Source organism: Curtobacterium sp. ME26 (assembly GCF_903970945.1).
Classification (GTDB): domain Bacteria; phylum Actinomycetota; class Actinomycetes; order Actinomycetales; family Microbacteriaceae; genus Curtobacterium; species Curtobacterium citri.
Map to the genome: position 1 here is coordinate 1 of NZ_CAJCKG010000033.1, position 23310 is coordinate 23310.

Below are 23310 nucleotides of genomic sequence, written 5' to 3' on the forward strand. Positions count from 1 at the left end.
GTACGGCGTCGCGAGGTTCGACAGTGCTCCGACGCGGATCTGCGCCGAGGCGGTGCCCGACACCGCGACGAGGACGAAGCACCCCAGCGCGATGCTCGAGTACCGCGAGACGACGAGCGGCAGCCGGTCGCCGGGAAGGACGTTCCGCAGCAGGACGACGAGCAGCAGCCCGCCGACCCAGAGCGCGGCGCCGACGAGGTGCAGCCCGAGCGCGGTCACGGCCGAGTCGTGGCTGGCGGTCCCGGCGGCGTGCCCCTGCTGCGCGAGCGGCACGAGCCCGATCATGGCGACACCGGTGGTGAGGGCGACCATGCCACGCCCGCGCACGGCGAAGCAGAGCACCGTCACCGCGGCCGCGACGAGCACGGAGACGAGCCAGGCCGTCCCCAGGTCGGTCCCGGTGAGGAACACCCCCATCGACTGGCCGAACTGCTCGCCGATGCTGACGGGCGACCCGGCGACGGACAGGAACGTGAAGAACGTGGTGACGGCTGCCGCCACGGTCCAGACGCCGGCGGCACCCGCGGCGACGTCGATCGCGCGGTTCCACTCCGGACGGCTGCGGGACAGTCCGACGACGGTGAGTGCCAGTCCGCCGATGGTCGCGGCGGCGGACAGGTCGACGACGAGCCGCGCGATCGGCAGCCCGAAGCGCACGACGGCGCCGGGGTCCGCGATGAGTGCACGGTCCGCCCCGCCGCCGATCACGAGGGCGACGAGGAGCGAGACGAACCCGACGAGCAGCAGCACGGCGGGGCCGGCGATGCGTGCGATCCGGTCCACCCGACAAGCCTAGGCGCTGCCCGCCCGACCACGGCACGCGGGTGGGCCGACCTGTGGGCGGTGACCCGCGCCTCCCGGCCGTGCAGGGGTGCCCGTGGACCCTGACGTCGTCCGGGAACGACGGAAGGGACGGCCGAGGCCGTCCCTTCCGAGTGGTGTTCCGGGGGTGCTACTTGACGGCAGCCTTGAGCTTCGAGCCGGCGCTGACCTTGACCGAGTCGCTCGCGGCGATCTCGATGGCGTCACCCGTCTGCGGGTTGCGGCCGGTGCGCGCGGCGCGGTGGGTCTTCTCGAAGGCGATCCAGCCCGGGATGGTGACCTTGGTGCCGTCGGCGACCGACGACGAGACGACGCTGAACAGCGCGTCGACGACGCCGTTGACGGTGGCCTGGCTCTGGCCGGACTCCTGCGCGACGGCAGCGACGAGCTCGGTGCGGTTCAGTGACTTGTCAGCCATGGATGTCCTCCTCGGACTTCTTGCAGTGTCGGTGGGACGTTCGGGACGCCCGCCCGCCCGGAGCGGGTGCCCTGGACGTGGTGGCTCCACAGGCGAGCACGCCGGGCGGAACCGACAGCGAACCTACCAGCCAGCGGGTGTGCGGACGACCGACTCGCCCGGATTTCCGGGCTTGTCGAGGGTTCCGAGGGGTCCGAGTGACGGATGTGACGATCGTGACGGCTGCTCAGCGACCGGGGGGACGACGAACGCCCCGTCCCTCGGAGGGGACGGGGCGTTCGTGCGGGATGGTGCTTACCAGGAGCTCTTCGTGATGCCCGGCAGCTCGCCACGGTGGGCCATGTCGCGGAAGCGGACACGGCTGATGCCGTACTCACCGAGGTGGCCACGGGGGCGACCGTCGATGGCGTCGCGGTTGCGGTAGCGCACCGGCGACGCGTCGCGCGGGAGCTTCTGCAGGCCGACGCGGGCGGCCTCACGCGACTCGTCGGTGCCGTTCGGGTCCACGAGGGCCTTCTTCAGCTCGAGACGACGCTCGGCGTAGCGCGCGATGACCTCGGCGCGCTGGTTGTTCTTCGCGATCTTGCTCTTCTTCGCCATGCTTAGCGCTCCTCACGGAAGTCGACGTGCTTGCGGATCACCGGGTCGTACTTCTTGAGCACGAGGCGGTCCGGGTTGTTGCGACGGTTCTTCTTGGTCACGTAGGTGAACCCGGTCCCCGCGGTGGAGCGGAGCTTGATGATCGGACGGACGTCCTGACCCTTCTTGGCCATCAGATCTTCTCCCCACGGGCGAGGAGATCCTTGACGACGGACTCGATGCCGCGTGCGTCGATCACCTTGATGCCCTTTGCGCTGAGCGTGAGCGTGACGTTACGACGAAGCGAGGGCACGTAGTACGTCTTCTTCTGCACGTTCGGGTCGAAGCGACGCTTCGTCCGGCGGTGCGAGTGCGAGATGTTGTGTCCGAAGCCGGGGGTGGCTCCGGTCACCTGGCACACTGCTGCCATGGTTTCCTCCTGAGGTACCGAGCGACCGGACGGCCGCTCCCAAGTTCACTTGCCTGGCGCACACGCGCAGGTCCGTCGGAACGGGCTGCGAGGGGGTTGTGTGCACCGCCCAGGCCCGCGGACCCTGTCGAAGGGGCTGCGAGCACCGCGCGACCGCGGCGTTCGCGACGGTCGGAGGGCTTGGAACAACTGGGTCTGCCACGCGGACGCGGCGGACCAGGGGTCAACACTACGCGACGACCGGGCGTGTCACAAGCCGGGGCGGGCCCGCCTACAGCCCGTCGGTCGGCCGCGGCGCGAGCGCCTGCACCAGGAGCGCCCCGAGCTCCCCCGGCGCCGTGAACATCGGCCAGTGCCCGGTCTCGAGGCCCACGATCGTCAGGTCCTCCACCGCCGAGAGCTCGGTCGTCCAGGCGTGGTGCTCCGCGACCATCGCCGCGAGCTCCGCCGCCGGGACCTCGCAGGACACGACGGTCGCCGGGATCCGGTGCCGTGCGGGGTCGGCGTAGTGGAACGGGTCGGAGGGCACGGCAGCGGGTTCCGGGACCGCCCGGCGTTCGAAGGCCTCGCGCAGCTCGGGCGTCATCCCCCGGACGGTCGCCGGCTCCCACACGTCCCACGACGGCAGCGGCACGACGCCGTCCACCACGGGCAGCTCGTCGTTGACGCACCCGCCCTCGGGCCCGGGGAACGTGTCGACGTACAGCAGGTGCGCCACGAGCGAGGGCCGCTGGTCCGCGGCCATGAGCACCATCGGGCCTGCTCCCGAGTGGCCGGCGAGCACGACGGGTTCGGCGGGGGTCGCGACCTCGTCGAGCACCGCGACGATCCCGGCGACCTGCTCGTCGAGCGTCGCGCCGGTCCGCGTGACCGCCTGGACGGAGTGCCCGGCCTCCTGCAGCACGGGCGTCACCTCGTCCCACGCGCTCGCGTCGAGCCAGAACCCGGGCACCAGGATGACGTGCATGCGCGGGAGGCTACTCCCCGGTGCGCGCCGCGGTGCAGACCGCGCACTCGCCGAAGATGTCCACGACGTGGCTCGCGTTCGTGAACCCGTTCGCGGCGGCGACGTCCTGCGCCCACCGCTCGACGGGGTCGGCCTCGATCTCGACGGTCCGGCCGCAGTTCCGGCAGATGAGGTGGTGGTGGTGCCGGTCCGTCGTGCACGCACGGTAGAGCGACTCGCCGTCCTGCTGCAGCGAGTCGGCATCTCCCTCGGTCGCCAGGTCGGCGAGCGCCCGGTAGACCGTCGCCAGTCCGATGGTGGACCCGCCGTCACGCAGGTGCTGGTGGAGCGCCTGCGCGCTGACGAACCCCTCGGTGCCGGACAGCGCGCTGCGCACCGCCTCGCGCTGCCAGGTGTTCCGCTTCGGCTTCTGCACGGCGTTCATGCGGTGACTCCTTCCCTGCGGGTCGCGTCGGTCGACGCGTCGGTCCCGGACGGGAGGCTCGGTGCGCCTCCGTCGGTCTGCTCGCGGTCCGCGATCCGGTCGCGTCCGCGCCGGTCCTTGCGTCCGCCCACGATGCGGCAGACGACCCAGATCACGAACGAGATCGTCGTGACGTACGGGCTGATCGGCAGGCCGCCGCCGAGTGCGAGCAGGATGCCACCCACGACCGACACCACGGCGAACACCGTCGAGAGCACGGGCACGACCACGGGGTGCGACGACAGGCGCAGCGCGGCGGCCGCGGGGGTGACGAGCAGCGAGAGCACCAGCAGCGCGCCGACGATCTGCACGGAGACCGCGGTGGCCAGGCCGAGCGCGAGCATGAACACGATCGCGAGGGTCCGGACCGGCACCCCGGCCGCCGCCGCGACGTCGGGGTCGACCGACGAGAACATCAGCGGGCGCCAGACGACCAGGAGCGTGACCACGACGATCGCGGAGACGACCACGAGCGAGGTCAGCTGCGGGTTGTCGACCGAGACGATCTGTCCGGTCAGCAGCCCGAACTTGTTCGCCGCCCGCCCCTTGTAGAGCGCCAGGCACAGGATGCCGAGCCCGAGACCGAACGGCATGAGCACGGCGATGATCGAGTTCCGGTCGCGGGCCCGCGAGCCGAGCAGCCCGATCAGCAGCGCCGCGACCACCGACCCGACGAGCGAGCCGGTGACGACGTTCACCCCGAACAGCAGTGCGGCACTGGCCCCGGCGAACGAGAGCTCCGAGATGCCGTGCACCGCGAACGGCATGTTGCGGGCGACGACGAACGGGCCGATGAGCCCGCCGACGATGCCGAGCACGGCGCCGGCCCAGATCGAGTTCTGCACGAGGACCAGGAGCTCGCCGTAGTCCTGGAACGAGAAGACGGTCGACAGGACGTCCATCAGATCCGCCCTTCGTCCGGTGTGGTGGCGTGTGGGTCCGGGTCGCAGTGGTGGTGCGCCCCGGTCTGGTCGTGGGCCTCGTTCGCACCGACGATGACGATGCGGCCCATGGTCCGGACGACGTCGACGGGGGTGCCGTAGAGGTCGGAGAGGACGTCGGCCCGCAGCACCTCGTCGGGCGCGCCGATCCGGAAGCGCCCGCCCGCGATGTAGAGGACCCGGTCGACGACGTCGAGGATCGGGTTCACGTCGTGCGTGACGAACAGCACGGCGGCGTCCTGCTGGCGGCGCTGCCGGTCGATGAGCTCGGTGACCCCGCGCTGGTGCCGCAGGTCCAGCGAGATGAGCGGTTCGTCGCACAGCAGCAACGCGGGGTCGGCGGCGATGGCCTGCCCGACGCGGGTGCGCTGCTGCTCGCCCCCGGACAGCTCGGCGACCGGGGCGTCCGCGAACGCCGTCGCGCCGACCTCGTCGAGGATGCGGTCGATGCGCGCTCGCTCGGCACGACTCGCGGGCAGGACGCCCCAGCGCGACCCGGTGACCCCCTGCGCGATCATGTCCCGCGCGCGGAGCGGCGTGCCGGACTCCATCAGGCGCTGCTGCGGGATGTACCCGATCCTCCGGTGTCCACGGCGGACGGGCCGACCGAGGAACGACATCGTGCCGCCGGTCAGGCGCTGCTGGCCGAGGACCGTGCGCAGGAGCGAGGTCTTGCCGGCCCCGTTCGGCCCGAGCACGGCGACGAACTCCCCCGGTGCCACGTCGAGGTCGAGGTGCGACCAGAGCGCCCGCGAGCCGTAGGACAGTGCGGCGTCGCGGAGCGCGAGCACGGCGGAACCGCCACGGCCGGGAGCCGCAGCGGTTCGCGAGGGGGTCTGGACCGCGGTCACTTCGTGAGCGCCCCCTGGATCGCGTCGATGTTCGCCTGCTGCCACGAGACGTAATCCTCCCCCTTCGGGAGCGTCTCCGTGACACCGACCACCGGGATGCCGGCCTGGTCGGCGGCCTGCTTCACCTGCTCGGTCTCCGGGCTGGACGTCTGCTCGTTGTAGGCGAGCAGCTTCACCTGCTTCTCGCTGAACAGTCGGAGCGTGTCGTTGAGCGCGGCCGGCGGGACGTCGTCGCCCTCCTCGATCGCCTCCGAGAACGCCTCCGGCGTGACGTTGTCGAGGCCCATCGCGTCGAACAGGTACCCGGGCACCGGCTCGGTGTACGACACCTTCTGACCGTCGACCTCCTCCTTGGCCGCCGCGGTCTGCGACTCGAGGTCGTCGAGCTTGCTGGTGAGCGCCTTCGCGTTGCGCTCGAAGGTGTCGGCCTGCGCGGAGTCGAGCTTCGTCAGGCGCTGCTCGACGTCGGCCACGAGCTTGACCATGGTCGGGTAGTCGTAGAACACGTGCTCGTTGAACTCGGCGTCACCGCCCGCGTCGAGGCCGGAGAGCTCCACCACGTCGATCGTGTCGGCCTTGGTGCCCGAGGCCTTCGCGAGCGTCGTCATGAAGTCGTCGTACCCGCCGCCGTTCTCGATGAGCAGGTCGGCCCGGGACACCGCGAGCTGCGTCCGCGCGCTGGACTCGAACGAGTGCGGATCCTGCGACGGGTCGTCGAGGATGCTCGTGACCTCGACGTCGTCGCCGCCGACGGTCTTCGCGATCGAGCCGTACACGTTGGTCGAGGCGACGACGCGGACGGTGCCGTCGTCGCTGCCGCTCCCGCTGCCGGACGAGGACGTGGCGCACCCGGTCAGCACGAGGGCTGCGGCGCCGGCGACGAGCGGCAGGGCGAGGAGACGGCGGTTCTGCATGGGACGAGCGTACGGCTTGCTGATAACGGTTGTCAAAACCAGTATCAGCCGAACGACGGACGGGAGGCGCGGTGCCATCCGGCACCGCGCCTCCCGTCCGTCGCGTGGTGGCGACTAGGCCTTGGTGGCGGCGTCGATCGTGTTCTCGGCGATCGTGTCCTCCTCGCGGCCCGGGGTCCGCAGGTTCCACTTCTTGATGACGAAGCTGAACAGGAAGTAGTAGACGACCGCGTACGCCAGGCCGATCGGGATCAGCCAGATCGCCCCGTCCGCCTTGCCGAAGTTCAGCACGTAGTCGATCGCACCGGCCGAGAACGAGAAGCCGTCGTGGATCCCGAGCGCGTTCACCAGCGCCAGCGACGTACCCGTGAGGACCGCGTGGATGACGTACAGCGGGAACGCGACGAACATGAACGAGTACTCGAGCGGCTCGGTGATACCCGTGACGAACGAGGTGAGCGCCGCGGAGAGCATGATGCCGCCGACGAGCTTGCGGTTCTGCGGCTTCGCGTTCCGCCAGATGGCGAGGGCACCGGCCGGCAGCGCGAACATCATGATCGGGAAGAAGCCCGTCTGGAAGATGCCCGCGGTGGGGTCACCGGCGAGGAAGCGCGGGATGTCGCCGTGCACGACGTCCCCGGCCGCGTTCGTGAAGCTCCCGAGCTGGAACCAGGGGAAGAAGTTGAGCAGCTGGTGGAGGCCGACCGGGATGAGCATGCGGTTCGCGAACCCGAAGATGCCGCCGCCGATGACGGCGTTGTCCGACACCGCCTGGCCGGCGGCACTCAGGGCGATGTCGAAGTAGCGGTAGACGAAGGACATCAGCACGGCGATGACCAGGCCGGCCGCCGCGGTGAGGATCGGGACGAGTCGACGCCCCGAGAAGAAGCCGAGGAAGTCGGGCATCTTCGTCCGGTGGAACCGCTGCCACAGGTTGGCGGCGACGAGACCCATCACGATGCCGCCGAGCACGCCGAAGTTGATCGTGGCCTGGTCGCCGTTCGCGTCCTTGACGCCCGCGAGCACGATCGGCGACATGACGGCGAAGACCTCGTACATGACCATGTAGCCGACCACCGCGGCGAGCGCCGTGGTACCGTCCGACTTCTTGGCCCAGCCGATCGCGATGCCCACCGCGAAGAGCAGCGGCAGCCACGTGAAGATCGCCTGGCCCGCCGCGGAGATCACGCCGGCGCCGGTCTCGAACCCGGGGATGGCGCCGAGCAGGTCGGGCTGGCCGATGCGGTTGAGGATGCCGGCCGCCGGCATCACCGCGATCGGCAGGAGCAGGCTCCGGCCGAGGCGCTGAGCGTTCGCGAAGAGCCTGGACTGCTTCTTCGGGGTCTTCTTGTCCGGCACGTCCGTTGCAGCAGCGGTGCTCATCGGCGGTCCTCTCGTCATCGGGTGGAGCTGTCGGCGGTGGGTGGGTTGAGTCACGCGTCCGGCGCGGGTAGCCTCGGCGGTACCGCCGGGTCCGGTCCTGTCCGGTCATGACCAGTTCCGTAGTCTGAACCGGTGACCGGATGTGTGTCAACCCGGCACGGAAACCGCAACGAGGAGGAACCGATGGCCGACATCAAGGCAGCCGACATCATCGCCGCGCTGGGCGGGGTCGACAACATCGAGGAGGTCGAGGGCTGCATCACGCGCCTCCGTGTCGAGGTCGAGGACGGTGACCTCGTCGACAAGGCCGCGCTGCAGGCCGCGGGCGCGCAGGCCGTCGTCGGTGGCGGCACCGGCTGGCAGGTCATCGTCGGCACCGTGGCCGACAACCTCGCGCAGGACATCCAGGACGAGCTGTGACGACGGTCCGGACCCCCTTCGCGGGGCCGGTCGTCGCCCTCGCCGACGTGCCCGACCCGGTGTTCGCCGGGCAGCTCGTCGGCGCCGGGGTCGCGGTCGACCCGACCGGCGTCGAGGACGCGGTGACCGCGGTCGCCCCGGTCGACGGCACGATCGTCAAGCTGCACCCGCACGCGTTCGCCCTGCAGGGCACCGCCGGGACCGACGTCCTGGTGCACGTCGGCATCGACACGGTGAAGCTGCACGGCGACGGCTTCGAGCTGCTCGCGGCGGAGGGCGACACCGTCCGCGCCGGTGACCCGGTCGTGCGCTTCACGCCCGCGGCGATCTCGGCCGCCGGCTACTCGCCCGTGTGCCCGGTCGTGGTGCTCGGCAGCGCGCCGGACTCCGTCGAGCAGTCCACGGTCGGCACGACCCTCACCGACGGCGCCACGCTCTTCACGGTCTGACGGCCCGGGCGGCGCTGCCGAGCCTCGCCCCTGCGGACAGTTTCGCGGTCCGGTGACCGCGAAGATGTCCGCGGAGCCGAGGCTCGCGGCGCGGCGCCTCACGCCGAGGGACGGGACGCCGTGACCTCCATCTGCACCCGGTAGCGGTCCGACCGGTACCAGGAGCGTGCGTGCTCGACCGGCCGGTCCCCCGAGTACGACACCCGGTCGAACTCGAGCACCGGTGCGCCGGTCCGCGTCCCGAGCAGGGTGGCCACGTCGTCGGCCGCTGCCTTGGCGGCCACGGTCTGTCGCGCCCGGTCGATCGGCGTGCCGTACTCGTCCGCCGCGAGCGAGTACACCGACCCCGACAGGTCCTGCTCGAGGAGCCCCGGGAACGCCGACGCCGAGAGCCAGGCGTCGTCGATCGACACCGGCACCCCGTCCGCCATCCGGAGCCGCTTGAGGTGGTGCGCCGTGTCCCCGTCGGCCAGCCGCAGTGCCGCGACGGTGTCCGCCGGCGGCACGCGTTCCTCGCGCACGAGCACGACCGTCGTCGGCACGTGCCCGAGCGCGCGCATCTCCTCGGTGAACGACGCCAGGTGGAGCGTCGACTGCACCGGACGTCGCGCCACGAACGTGCCCTTGCCCCGCACGCGCTCGAGGTAGCCCTCGTTGACGAGCTGCCCGAGGGCCTCGCGCACCGTGATCCGCGAGACGCCGTACTCCGCGATGAGCTGCCGTTCCGAGGGGATCGCCGCACCGGGGGCCAGCCGCGTGGTCGCGAGGTCCAGCAGGATCCGGCGGAGCTGCTGGTGCTTCGGCTCGGCGCCCTCGGTGATGCGGGTCGTCATGCGGGTCCCCGTGCTCCGTCGCTCGTCGTGACCGGTCGTGCCGGTGGTCATGCGCGGACATGACCAGTTCCCCTCACAGTAGCGAGTCGGTCCGCGTTCGCCAACGGCGTGTCAAGATGACGACCGTGACCTCGGTGGTGATCGTGGACGACGAGACCCTCGTCCGGTACGGCTTCGAACTCATCCTCGGCGCGGCGGCGGACATCGACGTCGTCGCCACGAGCGGCGACGTCGACGCTGTCGACACGGTCCGTCGCCACCGTCCCGACGTCGTCCTGCTCGACGTGCGGATGCCGCGGGTGAACGGGCTCGAGGTCCTCGACGCCCTCCGCGCGCTGCCCGAACCGCCCGCGGTCGCCATGCTCACTACGTTCGACACCGACACGCAGGTCGTCGCGCAGGCGATGGAGTGCGGCGCGGCGGGCTTCCTGCTCAAGGACACCGACCCGGAGTCGCTCGCCGAGTACGTCCGCGCCCTGGCCCGCGGCGGGATCGTGCTCGCGCCCGGACTCGACCGCACGCGGCTCTTCGCGCCCCGCCCGACCGTCGAGGCGCCCGCGCTGTCCGCCCGGGAGCACGACGTCGTGCGCCTGGTCGCCGCGGGCGCGAGCAACCCCGAGATCGGGCAGCGCATCGGCGTGAGCACCGGGACCGTCAAGGAGGACGTGCGCGCGCTGCTCGCCGCCTTCGGCGTCACGACGCGCGTCCAGCTCGCGCTGCGCGCCGCCGAGGCCGGGCTCCTCGATGGCTGAGCGGACGCGCGTCGCGCGCGTCCGGGCACTGCTGGCGCGGACGGACGGGAGGCTCGACGCGCTCGTCGACGCCGGCCTGCGCCGTGCGCGTGCGCACCCCGCCCCCTGGTGGCTGGTGGACGCGCTCTTCCTCGCGGCCGCCGTCGTCGACGCGGTGCTCGACATCGCGGGTGCGACGGCGACCGAGGTCACCGTCTCCGTGGTCGCCGCCGCGGCCCTGGTCCTGCGGCGCCGGCTGCCCGTGCTCACGTTCGCCCTGACGATGCCCGCACTCTTCTTCGGGTCCGGGGTCGTGGCGGCGAGCGTCGCGCTGTTCACCCTCGGCGAGCGGACGGACCGCCGGTGGCTCATGCTCCTGGCGGCCGCGGTGCAGTTCGTGGGCTTCAGCGGCTTCGTCGTCGGGCCGCCGCAGCAGCTCGACGAGATCGTCGTCTCGGTCGTCTACGCGCTGATCTTCGCGCTCGGTCCGCTCGCGATCGGGCTGCTCGTCCGGACGCGGGCGGACCTGGTGGACCGGATCGCCGAACTGCGGGCGTCCCGGAGCGAGGAACGCCGCCAGGCCGCGGCGGTGGCGCTCTCCCGCGAGCGCGCGCTGCTCGCCCGCGAGATGCACGACGTCGTCTCGCACCAGGTCACGCTGATCGCGGTGCAGGCCGGCGGCGTGCAGATGGCCGGACGCGACGAGCGCGAGCGCGCCTTCGCCCGGACGATCCGCCAGCTCTGCGTCGTCACCCTGCAGGAGCTCCGCGAGATGGTGCTGGTCCTGCGCGCGTCCGGCGGGACCGACCGCGAGACGGCCCCGCAGCCGGTGCTCGCCGACCTCGACCGGCTCGTCGCGGCGAGCGGACTCGAGACCGAGGTGGCGGTCGACCTGCCCGACACCCTGCCCCTGCCCGTGCAGCGCGCGGTCTACCGGTTCGTGCAGGAGGGGCTCACGAACGTCAGGAAGCACGCCCCCGGCGCGCGGGTCCGGGTGAGCGGTCGGCTGCACGGGGACCAGGTCCTCGTCGACCTGGTCAACGGCCCGGCGCAGGCCGAGCGGCTCGAGCTCCCCGGCTCCGGGCTCGGCCTCATCGGCCTCGGCGAGCGCGCCTCGCTGCTCGGCGGCCACCTGGAGTCCGGCCCGCAGCCCGGCGACGGGTTCGCGCTGCACCTGCGGCTGCCGGTCGAGCACCGTCCGGGCGTACCCGTCCCCTGACCGTCGCACCGGGCCGGACCACCACCGCCCGGGGGATGCCCGGTGGCCGACCGGCCACCGCGGTTCACGCCGTCGCCCGATGTCCCGACCCTGGCCACCCGGCTGTGATGGCAGTGTGGACCCCACAGCTCTCGTCGCCGCCCTCCGTCGGCACCCCGTCACGACCGGCGTCGCCGTCGTCGCGGTCCTGCTCGCCGTCACCGCACGGATCGCGCACGCCGAACCGGACTTCCCGCACCACCCGCCGGTCGCCTGGTTCGCCCTCGCGCTCGTCGTCGCGGCGACCCTGCTCGCCGAACGGACCCTCGGCCCGCTGCGCACGGTGCTGATCGGTGCCGGCGCACCCCTGGTCGCCGTCGGCGTGACGTCCCTCGCGGTGACCGTCGGGGTCGCCGTCGGCGAGGCGCACGCACAGGCCGCCTCCGGCGAACCGCTGTTCGCGCCGTCCGCGGTCGCGACCGCACTCCTGGCGGCCGTCTCGGCGTCGATGCCGCCGGCCCGACGGCGGCGCGTCCGTGCCGTCCTCTGGACGGTCGTGCTCACGCTGGTGCTGTTCGCCGGGCACGGGTCCGACACCGCCCGCGCCCTGGCGACCCTGGCCGGGACCGCAGCCGGCGCGCTCGTGGTGCGCCGCGCCTCCCGGCCGGCCCCGACCGCACCCCGCGCCGACCGCACCGTCGTCACGGAACCCCGTCCGGTCGTCGTCGCGACGCTCGTCGCGCTCGGTACCGGCACCCTGGTCACGCTCGTCGTCCCGGACCCTGACGGGGTCCTCTCCCCCTTCGCCGACGCCATGAGCGACCGCGCGACCGTGCTCGTGGGCGTGCTCCTCGTCGGCGCGGCCTGCCTGGTCCGGCGCGGACGTCGCACCGGGATCGTCCTGGCCGCGGGCCTGCTCGTGACGCTGTCGGCCGTGCTCGCGGACGTGTTCCTGATCGAACCGCTGCAGGACGGGTTCGTGCAGTGGCAGGGGCTGACGACCGACCAGGTCGAGTGGCAGGTCACCCTGCTCGGCGCGTGGGCCGTGCCCGCCGCGGTGCTCCTGGCGATCGTGGTGCTCCGCGGTCGGCTCGTGCGGGCCCGCTTCACCGCGAGTGCGACCTGCCCGGAGACGTACCTCGGCATGCTCCGCGAGGGCGACGCGGGCAGCCTCGGACACATGGGCACCTGGCAGGGCAACGCGACCTGGACCCACCCGGACGGACTCGGCGCCGTCGCCTACCGGGTGCACGGCGACGTCGCGCTGACCGTCTCCGACCCGGCCTGCGCCGCGGCGGACCGGGCCGAGGTCGTCGCCGCCTTCGCGCGCGCCTGCGAGCGCAACGGCTGGGTCCCCGCCTTCACGAGCGTGCACGAGCCGGTGCGCGCGATCCTCGCGGCGGAGGGCTGGGCGTCGTTCCCGGTCGGCGTCGAGTCGGTCCTCGACGTGACGACCTTCGACCTGCGCGGGAAGAAGCGACAGGACCTCCGCACCGCGTCGAACCGTGCCGACCGCGAGGGCCTCCGCGACGAGTGGACGACGCTCGCCGCACTCGACGCCGACCGGCGCGCGCAGGTCGAGGCGATCTGCACCCGGTGGGCCGCCGACCGACGCCTGCCGGAGATGGGCTTCACCCTCGGGGGCTTCCACGAGCTCGACGACCCGGACGTGCGCCTGCTGCTCGCGGTGACCGCCGAGGGGCGGGTGACGGCGGTGACGAGCTGGCTGCCGATCCACGAGCACGGGACGCTGACCGGGTACACACTGGACGTCATGCGACGCGGTGAGGACGGGATGCCCGGCGTGATGGAGTTCCTCATCGCACGGACGGCCCTGCGTGCCCGCGAGGCCGGGCTCGCCACGATCAGCCTCTCCGGCACGCCGCTCGCTCCGCACGCCGACGCCGGGTCGTGGGTCGCGCGCGGGTCGGCGCTCGTCGCCCGTGCCCTCGAGCCCGTGTACGGCTTCCGGTCGCTGCAGCGGTTCAAGGAGAAGTTCGGGGCCGCGCACGAGCCGCTCTGGCTCGTCGTGCCGAGCGCCCTGCAGGCACCCCGGGTCGCGCGCGCCCTGACCACGGCGTACGTGCCCGGCCTCCGCCCGAAGCACCTCTGGGCACTCCGTCAGGCGCACGTCGGCGCGGGCTCCTCGCGCGTCGGCGCCCGTCGGTGAGCCCGACCGAGTGGCTGCTCGCGACCCAACTGCAGGCGCCGTCGAAGCTCGTGCCGGCCGACCTGGCGTTCACCGTGCTGGCCGTCGCCGTCCTGCTCCCCGCCGTCCGGCAGTGGCGGTCGGAGCAGGCGTGGCGACGGGTCGGCCTCCGGGCGGCCATCGCCGGTGCCGCCGCGCTCGTGGTCCTCGGCGCGTGCTGGTTCACCACGCAGGTCGTCGACCTGTTCGGTGTCGCCCTCAGCCCGGTGACGCAGATGTGGAGCGCGTTCGCCGGAGCGGCACTCGCCCTCGCCGTGACCGGCCTCGTGCAGGGCGGCCGGTGGCGTCGGACCCTCGCGGTCGTCCTGGTGCCCGCGGCGCTGCTCGTGCCCGCTCTCGGCATCAACGTCGAGTTCGCGAAGTACCCCACGCTCGGCACCGTCGTGCAGAGCGACCCCTGGCCCGCGTACGACCCGGACGCTGCGCCGCTCGCCGCACCGCCGGCCGCCGGCATCGTGCGGACCGCCGAGATCCCCGGCACCCGCTCGCACTTCGCGGCCCGGCGCGCGGTGGTCTGGCTGCCACCCGCCGCCCTCGTCCGGGACCCCCGGCCGCTGCCCGTCGTGATCGCCTTCTCCGGGCAGCCGGGTGCCCCCGGGGACCTGTTCACCGCCGGTCGCCTGGCGGAACCGCTCGACGCCTACGCCCGCGCCCACGGCGGCCGCGCACCGATCGTCGTCAGCGTCGACCAGCTCTCGGCACCGGGGCGGAACACGATGTGCGTCGACTCCCGGCTCGGTGACGTCGCGACGTACGTCACGCAGGACGTGCCCGCGTGGATCACCCGGAACCTGCCCGCCACCACGGACCGGAAGGCCTGGGGGCTGACCGGCTTCTCGCAGGGCGCCACCTGCACCATGCAGTTCCTCACCGGACACCCGGCGGAATTCGGGGCGGCACTGGCCGTGTCGAGCGAGCTCCAGCCGGTCGACCAGGGCCCGCAGCACAGCGCCGACCAGGCGTTCGGTGGGTCCCTGGCGGCGTGGCGGGCCGCGGCGCCGATCGCGCAGATGCGGGCGAACGGGCTCGACGGCCACGCGCTGTGGCTGACGGCGGGGTCGGCGGACCGGGAGTTCAGCGAGAACGCGCGGCGGCTCGGGGAGGCTGCTCGTGCGGCCGGGGCGCGGGTGTCGATCGCGTCGGCGCCGGGGAGCGGGCACGACTGGAACACGGTGCAGTGGTCGTTCCGGACGGACGTGGGGCCGTTGGCGGATGCGTTGTTCGCGGCGGAGGACTAGCGCGGAACCGAATATCGTACATCCGGTGTTTGACCGCAGTGCTGCAGTTCCGCCACGCTGATCGGACACGTCAGCGGAGCGGAAGGACGCATGCGATCCCGCGCACTCGTACTCGCCTACGCCATCCCGCCCGTCCTCGCGTTCGTCCTGGCGTTCGTGGGACTCACCGTGGCAGACGAGACCAGCGTGGTCGGGGCGACGTCCTCGGTCACCGTGTCCCTCGACGGCGCGGCGCGGTCGAACCGGGTCATCGCCGGAGCGATCACCCGCGTCGCCGAGGAACACCACGCGACCGTCGTCCGGATGGTCGCCGACCGCGCGGACCCGGACGGTCGCCGGACAGCGCTCGTGACCGACGCTCCGGGAACGCTCGGCGAGCGGTGGCTCCGTGACGGCTACCCGGACTTCTCCCGTGCGGTGTCGACCCGGGTCCGGCCCGTGTCCGACCTCGACCACGTCGATCCGACCGGCACGTACGAACTCTTCGGTGACGACGCCGCCCGCCACGACCTGGTCCGCGCCTTCGACTCGGTCGGTTACCGAGCGACGACCGAGTCGACCCCGGCGCTCGCCCGACTCGGCATCGGTGACACGGTCGACGGCACCCTCGGTCTGGTCGGCGTCCTGGTGCTCGGATCGGCCACCGCGTGCCTGGTGGCGACGGTCGGCTCGCCGCGACGCTGTGCGGTCCCCCGACTGCACGGGCAGAGCACCGTGCGGATCCTGCGGCAGGAGCTCGGTGCGCTGCGGACGAGCGCGGCGGTCGCGCTCGTCGGCGCGCCACTCGTCGGCGTCGGCACCTGGGTCGTCAACGGCGCAGCGCAGTGGCCGGCACTCGTCGCCGCGTCCGCGCTGCTGTGCGCCGCGCTGCTCGCGCCGGTGCTGCTCGCGCACGCGACGGGCGTCCTCCTCGCCTGCCGACGCCCCCTCGTCGACTCGCTGCGTGGCTCGCGGCCACCGGGTGGGGTCGTCGGCCTCGCGCATGCCGCTCGCCTGGTGGCGACGCTGCTGCTCGTCGCCGCGGTGAGCGGTCTCGTCGGCGCCGAGGTCGTGGCGCGGACGTCCGGCACCGAACGCGACCTCCGCGCGGCAGGGACGGTCGTGCAGCTGTGGATCACGCCGGACCCCCGACCGATCGGGTCGCAGGCGTACTGGGACCGGCTCGGCCGGTTCGCCGGTGGCGCGCTGCAGGACCACGACGCACTGCTCACCGCGCTCAAGGAGGTCTCGACCGGCGAGGGCGGCGCGGGGGTGTCCGCGCTCTTCGTCGATACCGAGTACCTCCGGCTCCAGGACGTCCGCGCAGTAGACGGCACCCGCATCCGTGCCGGTGCGACGCCGACCGTCTGGCTGCCCGAGCGCAGCAGCCTCGACCCGGACGCGCTCGTCGGTTCGCTCACCGACTGGGACTTCCGTGACGGGCCCGCTGCGGCCACCGAGGACGTCACCGTCGGGCGGCTCGGCACGCCGGAGCTCTGGACGTACCCGGACGGCGGTCGGGTCCGGGGGTGGGTCGACGACGCCGTCCTGGTGGTCGTCCCGACGCCGGCCACGATGTTCTCGGCGGACCAGCTCGGCTCGTGGCTGTCGACCGGCGACGTCGTGTTCCGCGACCGAGCGCGCGCGGAGCGGGCGATCCACGCTGCCGGGGTCGGCTCGGAGATCAGTGCCGTGGTCGACGTCGGACAAGCGGCAGCCGAGACGGCACGCGGTGCCCGACGGACGGTCGTGGCCCAGTCCGCTGCCGTCGTCAGCGGCGCCGTGGTGGCGGTCGCGCTCGCCGTACTGGCGACGTCGGCACACCGTCGCCGACACGGACGGGCCAGGTTCGCGAAGACCGTCGCGGGCGTCCACCCGGTGCGAGCGGACGCCGACCTGCTCGCCGTGGAGGTGGTGTCGGTCGCCGTCGCAGCGGTCGCGGCGGGTGCGGCGTGGTCCCGGCTCAGGCCGGATGCAACGTGGCAGGTCTCGACGCTGGACCCGCTGACGCAGACCGCCACGCCGGCAGCGCTGCTCGCGATCACGGCCGCGATGGCGGTGTCGCTCGTGAGCACCGGGATCGTCCTCGGCACGGCTCGGGGCACCGACAGGTCCCGAGGAGACGGAGCACGATGATCGAGGTCCTGGCCGTCAGCAAGCAGCGGGGCGGTCGCACGCTCTGGGAGGACCTCTCCTTCGCGGTCGCGCCCGGCGAGGTCGTGGCGCTCACGGGGCCGAGCGGCTGCGGCAAGTCGACACTGCTCGACTGCGTCGGGCACATCGACCGGGTCGACTCCGGGACGATCACCATCGGTGGCGTGGACGCCGGGCGGAGTGCGCGTCGCGCGCGACTGCTCCGACGCGACCACATCGGGTACCTGTTCCAGGACTTCGGTCTCGTCCACGACGCGACCGTCGGCGCCAACGTCGACCTGGCCCGTCCGACGGGGCGCGGCCGACGCCGGAGCACGTCCACCGCCGCGGCACTCGAGCAGGTCGGCCTCGGCGGCCGCTCGACCCACCGCACGTACGAGCTGAGCGGCGGCGAACAACAGCGCGTCGCCCTCGCACGGCTCCTGGTGAAGGAGCCGTCGGTCATCCTCGCCGACGAACCGACCAGTGCGCTCGACGACGGCAACGCCGCGATGGTGCTGGACCGGTTGGAAGCCTTCGCCGCCGACGGCGCTGCCGTGCTCATCGCGACGCACGCGCCGTCGGTGACCGCGCGCGCCACGCGGGTCGTCACGCTCCACGACCGACGGGATCGCGGCGCTGCCTGACCCGCCCGGCGGCTTCGGGCGGCGGTGCTGGATGCCCGCGTCAGGCGTTGCGGACGAGCCAGGCGAACTGGTCGTCGGTGAGCTCCCGGTCGGTCCACACCTGGCCCGACACCCCGCCCGGTGCCGGCACGGACGCCGGCCCCTGCCACACGAGCGACAGCCCGGCCTTCCGCAGCACCGCTGCCGAGGCCGGGTTGTTCGTCAGCACCCGCCCGGTGACCGGCGCGCACGGGGCGACCCGGTTCGACTGGGCCGCCGCCGCGGCAGCGATCTCACTCGCGTAGCCGTGCCCCCACGCCGACGGCGCGAGGCGGTAGCCCAGGTTCCAGACCCCCGCTGCGGTCATGTCGACGCCACCGATCCCGACGAAGGTGCCGTCGGGTGTCCGAACGGCCCAGGAGCCGAGACCGTGCCGTGCGCGGCCGCCGATCTTCCGCTGGACGAGGTCGACCGTGCTCGCGCGGTCGACGTGCCGACCGGAGGGCAGGTGCGCCCACGTGCGGGCGTCCGAGAAGACCGCGTGCGCGTCGTCGATGTCGGCGGGCGTGAGCGGTGTGAGCACCAGGCGATCCGTCCGGATCTCCTGCTGTGGGGTCAGGAGCTGGTGGGCCATGCACCGATCATCACCCGCACCGCCGACAAGCCGGTGAACACCACGCGACGTCCGCGCGATCCGGCCCGGCGCTGCGGCATCGCGCAACACCGGACCGGCTCCGTCGGTCCGATCGCTCGGCTAGTCGAGCAGGAGCGCCGGCTCCTCGAGCACCGAGGCGATGTCGTGCACGAAGCGCGATGCCACGTCCCCGTCGACGACCCGGTGGTCGAACGACGCACCGATCGTGGTCACCATGCGCGAGCGGACCTCGCCGTCGACGACCCAGGGCTTCGGCTTGATCGTGCCCATCGCGACGATGGCAACCTCGCCCGGGTTGAGGATCGGCGTGCCGGTGTCCATGCCGAACACCCCGATGTTCGTGATCGTCACGGTGCCGTCCGCCATCTGCTGCGGCGTGGTCTTGCCGTCGCGGGCGGTCAGGGTCAGGTCCTCGAGCGCCTTCGCGAGCTCGAACAGCGACATGTCCTGCGCGTCCTTGATGTTCGGCACGATCAGCCCACGCGGGGTCGCCGCGGCGATGCCGAGGTTCACGAAGTGGTGGACGATGATCTCCTGGTCGGTCCAGGTCGAGTTCACCGACCGGTTCCGCCGGACGGCCCAGATCACGGCCTTCGCGAAGACGAGCAGCGGCGAGACTTTCACCCCGGCGAACGTCGGCGAGGACTTCAGGCGCTTGACGAACTCCATCGTGCGGGTCGCGTCGACGTCGACGAACAGGGACACGTGCGGTGCCGTGAACTTCGACGTGGTCATCGCCTTCGCGATGGCCTTGCGGACGCCCTTCACCGGGATCGTCTCGCGACGGACGTCGCCCCACTCCGGCGTCTCGATGTTGCGGAACACGCCGGCCTGCTTGGCGTGGCGGATGACGTCGTCGCGCGTGACCTCGCCGGCGAGGCCGGTCGGCACGACCTCGGCGAGGTCGACGTCGAGGTCCTTCGCGAGCTTGCGGATCGGGGGCTTCGCCAGGACGATGCCCGACACGACGGCCTTGCGCGGTCGGGAGCCCTGCTCGCCGACGGCCTGCGAGATGCTGTCCTCGCCAGGGTCGGCAGCCGCTTCGGCCGCGGCGACGGCGTCCGCACTGGAGGCGCGGCTCGCCTCGGCCGCGAGCGCTGCGGCCCGCCGCGCGCCCGGCTTCCGGCGGGACGGCGACGTGGTCGCGGAGCCGTAGCCGACCAGGACGGCGCCGGACGACTCGTCGGTGCCGACGACGGTGGCGTGGTCCGCCACCGGTTGCGCCGGAGCGGCGTGCTTCGGCTGCGAGGCGGCGGGGGCGGGCGCGGGCGCTGCTGCAGGAGCGGGCGCCGCGGCCGCGCGCGGGGCCTGCTGCGCCGGGGCCGGAGCTGCCGGAGCCTGCGCGACGGGAGCCGGCGCGGCTGCCGCGGCAGGCGGGGTGGCCTGGACGTCCGGCGAGGCCGGGACGCTGTCGGCGACCGGCGCCGTGCCTCCCGGCTGTGCCGCACCCGACGCGACCTGCGCGTCGGAGTCGACCCGGATGATCGGCTTGCCGACCTCGACGGTGTCACCCTCGGACACGAGCAGTCCGGTGACGGTGCCGGCGAACGGGGACGGGAGCTCGACGAGCGACTTCGCGGTCTCGATCTCGACCAGGACCTGGTCGACGGCGATCTCGTCCCCGATCGCGACGCGCCACTGCACGATCTCGGCCTCGGTCAGGCCTTCGCCCACGTCGGGCAGGGGGAATTCGGCGGCGGGCACTGCGGCTCCTTCGAACGTTCTGGTCGGCTCGGTCAGTATGCGAGGGCGCGGTCGACGGCCTCGAGGACACGGTCCGCGTCCGGCAGGTGGAGGTGCTCGAGCTTCGACACCGGGAAGGGCACGTCGAACCCGGAGACCCGGATCGGCGGCGCCTGCATCGTGTAGAAGCACTGCTCGGCGACGGTCGCGGCGATCTCGCTGCCGACGCTCACGAAGCCGGAGGCCTCCTGCGCGATGACGACGCGACCCGTCTTGCGGACCGAGGCGAGCAGCGGCTCCCAGTCGATCGGGGAGATCGAGCGGAGGTCGATGACCTCGCAGCTGGTGCCCTCGGCCTCGGCGATGTCCGCGGCCTGCATGAGCGTGGCGACCATGGCGCCGTGCCCCACGAGGGTGACCTCGGTGCCGGTGCGGGCGACGCGCGTCGTGTGCATCGGGACGTGGCCGTCGACGAGGTCGACCTCGCCCTTCGGCCAGTAGCGGGACTTCGGCTCGAGGAACACGACCGGGTCCTTCGACGCGATCGCCTCCTGGATCATCCAGTAGGCGTCGTTCGGCGTGCTCGGGCTGACGACGCGCAGGCCCGGGGTGTGCGCGAAGTACGCCTCCGGGGACTCCTGGTGGTGCTCCACGGCGCCGATGTGCCCGCCGTAGGGAATGCGGATGACGACCGGCAGCGACATGTGCGCCGGCAGACGGTTCTGCATCTTGGCGAGCTGCGAGGTGATCTGGTCGAAGCCCGGCCAGACGAACCCGTCGAACTGGATCTCGACGACCGGGCGGTAGCCGCGCAGGGCCAGGCCGATCGCGGTGCCGATGATGCCGGCCTCGGCGAGCGGGGTGTCGCGGACGCGCTCGGCGCCGAAGCGCTCCTGCAGGCCCTCGGTGATGCGGAACACACCGCCGAGCTGGCCGATGTCCTCGCCCATCAGCAGGACCTTGTCGTCGGCGGCCATCGCGGCGGCCAGGCCGGCGTTGAGCGCCTTGGCCATCGGCAGGGTCTGCACGGGTTCGCTCGGGACCTCGCCCGCGCCCGGGTGGGCGCGGAGCGTGTAGTCGAAGAGCTGCTCGGTGGTGCTCATCAGTGGGAGCCCCCTTCGTAACCGGCCTCGTACTGCTCGAGCCAGGCCTTCTGCGCGGTGGTGACCGGGTGCGGCTCGCGGTACACGTTGTCGAACATGACGTCCACCGACGGCGGGGTCAGGGCGACGGTCGCGCGGCGGACGTCGGCGGCGATGTCCTCGCCCTCCTCGTCGAACCGGGCGAGCTGCTCGTCCGTCACACCTCGGCTGCGCAGGTACGCGGCCGAGCGGGCGATCGGGTCGCGCTCGACCCACGAGGCCAGCTCGTCGTCGAGGCGGTAGCGGGTCGGGTCGTCGGAGCTCGTGTGGGCGCCGATGCGGTAGGTCTCGGCCTCGACGAATGCCGGGCCCTGACCGCTGCGCGCGTGGTCGGTCGCGACGAGCGACGCCGTGTACGAGGCGAGCAGGTCGTTGCCGTCGACCCGGACGCTCGGGATGCCGAAGCCGCGCGGGCGGTCGACGAGCGGCGTCGGGGACTGCACCGACACCGGCACCGAGATCGCCCAGTGGTTGTTCTGCAGGAAGAAGACGACGGGGGCCTGCGTCGACGCGGCGAAGACGTACGCCTCGTTCACGTCACCCTGGCTCGTCGCGCCGTCGCCGAAGTACACGATCGTGCAGGCGTCGCGGTCCGGGTCGCCCGTGCCGACGTCGCCGTCGAGCTTCTGGCCGAGGGCGTAGCCCGTGGCGTGCAGCGTCTGCGAGCCGATCACGAGGGTGGAGATGTGCGTGTTGCCACGCTCGTCCGGGTCCCAGCCGCCGTGCGTCTGGCCGCGGTACATCGCGATGATCTCCATCGGCTCGACGCCGCGGTGCATCGTGACGGCGTGCTCGCGGTACGACGGGAAGACGTGGTCCTGGTCGCGGAGCGCGAAGACGGAACCGACCTGCGCGGCCTCCTGTCCGTGGCTCGGGACCCAGAGGCCGAGCTGTCCGGTGCGCTGGAGGTTGTGGCCCGCGTGGTCGAACCGACGTGTCAGCACCATGCGGCGGTGCATCGCCAGCAGGGTCTCGTCCGGGATCGCCCGCGCGACGGCGGCGTACTCGGCGTTCTCGTCGGTCTCCACGAACCGGCCCTCGAGGTCGAGGATCCGGACGGTGGCCGTCGCGGGGGCCGCGGCGTGGAATGACATGTCGGTCAGCGTAACGCCAGGGGCTACCGGGCCGCCTGGAGGTCCCCCACAAGCGACCCCGCCGTTTCGAGGAGCGTTCCCACAGCCTCGTGCTCCCCGATCGAGACCCGGATCCCCTCGTTCCCGAAGGCCCGGACGACGATGCCGGCGGCCTCGAAGCGCTCGGCCGCGTGGGCCGTGAGGTCGCCCGTCGGCAGCCACACGAAGTTGCCCTGCGCGTCCGGCACGTCCCAGCCCTGCTCCCGCAGCGCGGCGACGATGCGGTCGCGGCTGGCGGCCAGCTCGGCGACCCGCTCGAGCAGCTCGGTCTCACGCTCGAGGCTCGCCAGCGCGGCGGCCTGCCCCTGCGCCGTGACCGACAGCGGGATCGCGCAGGCACGGACCGCATCGAGCACGTACGCCGGACCGAACGCGTACCCGACGCGCAGGCCCGCGAGTCCGTACGCCTTGGAGAACGTGCGGAGGACGACGAGGTTCGGGTACCGCTCGAGCAGCGGCGTCCCGCGGACCGCGGTGGGCTCGGTGACGAACTCGGCGTAGGCCTCGTCGAGCACCACGAGCACGGTCGACGGCACGCGGGCCATGAAGGCGTCGAACTCGGCGGCGGTGACGACCGGGCCGGTCGGGTTGTTCGGCGTGCAGACGATCACCATGCGGGTGCGCCCGGTGACGGCCGCGGCCATGGCGTCGAGGTCGTGCCCGCCGTCCGGGCGGTTCGGCACCTGCACGCTCGTGGCGCCCGCGACGGTGACGACGCCCGGGTAGGCCTCGAACGAGCGCCAGGCGTAGACGACCTCGTCACCGGGGCCGCTCGTCGCCTTCGCCAGCTCGTGCAGGATCGCGACGCTGCCCGGTGCGACGTGAACCTCGTCGACGGTGAGCCCGGCGCGCTGCGCGAGCACGGCCCGCACGGCCAGGGCGGTGGCGTCGGGGTAGCGGTTGTAGGCGGTCTGCGCCTGCACGGCCTCGACGACGCCGGGCAGCGGCGGGAACGGGTTCTCGTTGCTCGAGAGCTTGAAGGCCTCGGGCGCGGCCTGTCGGCCCTGCTTGTAGGCGGGGAGGACCGCCACCTCGGGCCGGATGTGCACGCGCTCGTCAGTCACGACAGTCAGCGTAACCGCGCGGACCCAGCGTGACGGGGGCGTCCGCGGG

At 72.7% G+C, this 23310-nt stretch carries 24 protein-coding genes and 1 pseudogene; 8 read left to right on the forward strand and 17 right to left on the reverse strand.

All coding sequences use genetic code 11. The features are described from left to right. The 11 genes and pseudogenes from H7A69_RS12520 to H7A69_RS12570 all read right to left on the reverse strand — a co-directional run. Window positions 1-783, reverse strand: a pseudogene (locus tag H7A69_RS12520) (copper transporter); the annotation flags it as partial. Window positions 784-952: 169 nt separating this feature from the next. Continuing rightward, a complete protein-coding gene (locus tag H7A69_RS12525) occupies window positions 953-1240 on the reverse strand; it encodes an HU family DNA-binding protein (RefSeq protein WP_058727660.1) in 288 nt (95 codons plus the stop codon). Window positions 1241-1534: 294 nt separating this feature from the next. After that, a complete protein-coding gene (gene rpsN, locus H7A69_RS12530; protein WP_022903745.1) occupies window positions 1535-1840 on the reverse strand; it encodes a 30S ribosomal protein S14 in 306 nt (101 codons plus the stop codon). Window positions 1841-1842: 2 nt separating this feature from the next. Next, on the reverse strand, window positions 1843-2013 hold the full coding sequence (rpmG, locus tag H7A69_RS12535; protein WP_022908193.1) for a 50S ribosomal protein L33: 171 nt from the start codon (window positions 2011-2013) through the stop codon (window positions 1843-1845). After that, the gene (gene rpmB / locus H7A69_RS12540) at window positions 2013-2249 is read right to left on the reverse strand and encodes a 50S ribosomal protein L28 (protein WP_022903747.1); all 237 of its coding nucleotides are present in this window, start codon (window positions 2247-2249) and stop codon (window positions 2013-2015) included. The genes rpmG and rpmB overlap by 1 nt, the downstream gene beginning before the upstream one ends. A 271-nt stretch (window positions 2250-2520) precedes the next feature. Continuing rightward, a complete protein-coding gene (locus H7A69_RS12545; RefSeq protein ID WP_182047313.1) occupies window positions 2521-3216 on the reverse strand; it encodes an alpha/beta fold hydrolase in 696 nt (231 codons plus the stop codon). A gap of 10 nt (window positions 3217-3226) precedes the next feature. Next, complete coding sequence (locus tag H7A69_RS12550) at window positions 3227-3640, reverse strand: Fur family transcriptional regulator (protein WP_069711965.1); 414 nt, start codon at window positions 3638-3640, stop codon at window positions 3227-3229. After that, window positions 3637-4581, reverse strand: coding sequence for a metal ABC transporter permease (locus H7A69_RS12555; protein WP_069711964.1), 945 nt, complete (start codon window positions 4579-4581; stop codon window positions 3637-3639). The genes H7A69_RS12550 and H7A69_RS12555 overlap by 4 nt, the downstream gene beginning before the upstream one ends. Next, a complete protein-coding gene (locus H7A69_RS12560) occupies window positions 4581-5411 on the reverse strand; it encodes a metal ABC transporter ATP-binding protein (protein ID WP_223246552.1) in 831 nt (276 codons plus the stop codon). Before H7A69_RS12560 ends, H7A69_RS12555 begins: the two co-directional genes overlap by 1 nt. 56 nt (window positions 5412-5467) lie before the next feature. Continuing rightward, window positions 5468-6385: a metal ABC transporter solute-binding protein, Zn/Mn family gene (locus H7A69_RS12565; protein WP_182047314.1), complete on the reverse strand. Its 918-nt coding sequence runs from the start codon at window positions 6383-6385 to the stop codon at window positions 5468-5470. Between the two features lie 114 nt (window positions 6386-6499). Then, window positions 6500-7768, reverse strand: coding sequence for a PTS transporter subunit EIIC (locus H7A69_RS12570; protein WP_182047315.1), 1269 nt, complete (start codon window positions 7766-7768; stop codon window positions 6500-6502). Window positions 7769-7951: 183 nt separating this feature from the next. On the opposite strand from H7A69_RS12570, the gene H7A69_RS12575 reads away from it, so the two are divergent. Both H7A69_RS12575 and H7A69_RS12580 read left to right on the forward strand, forming a co-directional pair. Next, window positions 7952-8188, forward strand: coding sequence for a PTS transporter subunit EIIB (locus H7A69_RS12575; protein ID WP_069711960.1), 237 nt, complete (start codon window positions 7952-7954; stop codon window positions 8186-8188). Further along, window positions 8185-8637 carry a PTS glucose transporter subunit IIA gene (locus H7A69_RS12580; protein ID WP_069711959.1) on the forward strand — a complete coding sequence of 151 codons (453 nt, stop codon included), beginning with the start codon at window positions 8185-8187 and terminating at the stop codon, window positions 8635-8637. The genes H7A69_RS12575 and H7A69_RS12580 overlap by 4 nt, the downstream gene beginning before the upstream one ends. A 98-nt stretch (window positions 8638-8735) precedes the next feature. On the opposite strand, the gene H7A69_RS12585 is transcribed toward H7A69_RS12580, so the two are convergent. Next, window positions 8736-9521 (reverse strand): GntR family transcriptional regulator, encoded by a 786-nt coding sequence (locus H7A69_RS12585; protein WP_259346216.1) that lies wholly within the window; start codon window positions 9519-9521, stop codon window positions 8736-8738. A gap of 65 nt (window positions 9522-9586) precedes the next feature. Here H7A69_RS12585 and H7A69_RS12590 point away from each other — a divergent pair, with 65 nt between their 5' ends. From H7A69_RS12590 to H7A69_RS12615, 6 genes are all read left to right on the forward strand, one after another. Next, window positions 9587-10222, forward strand: a complete 636-nt coding sequence (locus H7A69_RS12590) for a response regulator (RefSeq protein WP_182047316.1) — start codon at window positions 9587-9589, stop codon at window positions 10220-10222. Further along, window positions 10215-11420 (forward strand): sensor histidine kinase, encoded by a 1206-nt coding sequence (locus H7A69_RS12595; RefSeq protein ID WP_182047317.1) that lies wholly within the window; start codon window positions 10215-10217, stop codon window positions 11418-11420. The genes H7A69_RS12590 and H7A69_RS12595 overlap by 8 nt, the downstream gene beginning before the upstream one ends. Window positions 11421-11535: 115 nt before the next feature. Then, window positions 11536-13569 (forward strand): bifunctional lysylphosphatidylglycerol flippase/synthetase MprF, encoded by a 2034-nt coding sequence (locus H7A69_RS12600; RefSeq protein WP_182047318.1) that lies wholly within the window; start codon window positions 11536-11538, stop codon window positions 13567-13569. Beyond that, complete coding sequence (locus tag H7A69_RS12605) at window positions 13566-14846, forward strand: alpha/beta hydrolase (protein WP_182047319.1); 1281 nt, start codon at window positions 13566-13568, stop codon at window positions 14844-14846. The genes H7A69_RS12600 and H7A69_RS12605 overlap by 4 nt, the downstream gene beginning before the upstream one ends. A 90-nt stretch (window positions 14847-14936) precedes the next feature. Next, on the forward strand, window positions 14937-16961 hold the full coding sequence (locus tag H7A69_RS12610; RefSeq protein WP_182047320.1) for a hypothetical protein: 2025 nt from the start codon (window positions 14937-14939) through the stop codon (window positions 16959-16961). Next, window positions 16958-17605 (forward strand): ATP-binding cassette domain-containing protein, encoded by a 648-nt coding sequence (locus H7A69_RS12615; RefSeq protein WP_182047321.1) that lies wholly within the window; start codon window positions 16958-16960, stop codon window positions 17603-17605. The genes H7A69_RS12610 and H7A69_RS12615 overlap by 4 nt, the downstream gene beginning before the upstream one ends. A 40-nt stretch (window positions 17606-17645) precedes the next feature. Here H7A69_RS12615 and H7A69_RS12620 read toward each other — a convergent pair whose 3' ends face one another. The 5 genes from H7A69_RS12620 to H7A69_RS12640 all read right to left on the reverse strand — a co-directional run bounded on the left by H7A69_RS12620 (window position 17646) and on the right by H7A69_RS12640 (window position 23261). Beyond that, window positions 17646-18218: a GNAT family N-acetyltransferase gene (locus tag H7A69_RS12620; RefSeq protein ID WP_182047322.1), complete on the reverse strand. Its 573-nt coding sequence runs from the start codon at window positions 18216-18218 to the stop codon at window positions 17646-17648. 120 nt (window positions 18219-18338) lie between these two features. After that, window positions 18339-19943, reverse strand: coding sequence for a dihydrolipoamide acetyltransferase family protein (locus H7A69_RS12625; RefSeq protein WP_182047323.1), 1605 nt, complete (start codon window positions 19941-19943; stop codon window positions 18339-18341). Between the two features lie 32 nt (window positions 19944-19975). Then, the gene (locus H7A69_RS12630; RefSeq protein WP_069712055.1) at window positions 19976-20935 is read right to left on the reverse strand and encodes an alpha-ketoacid dehydrogenase subunit beta; all 960 of its coding nucleotides are present in this window, start codon (window positions 20933-20935) and stop codon (window positions 19976-19978) included. An 89-nt stretch (window positions 20936-21024) separates the two neighbouring features. Further along, window positions 21025-22158 (reverse strand): thiamine pyrophosphate-dependent enzyme, encoded by a 1134-nt coding sequence (locus H7A69_RS12635; protein ID WP_069711955.1) that lies wholly within the window; start codon window positions 22156-22158, stop codon window positions 21025-21027. 23 nt (window positions 22159-22181) lie between these two features. Next, window positions 22182-23261, reverse strand: a complete 1080-nt coding sequence (locus H7A69_RS12640) for a histidinol-phosphate transaminase (protein WP_182047324.1) — start codon at window positions 23259-23261, stop codon at window positions 22182-22184. Window positions 23262-23310 lie beyond the last annotated feature (49 nt).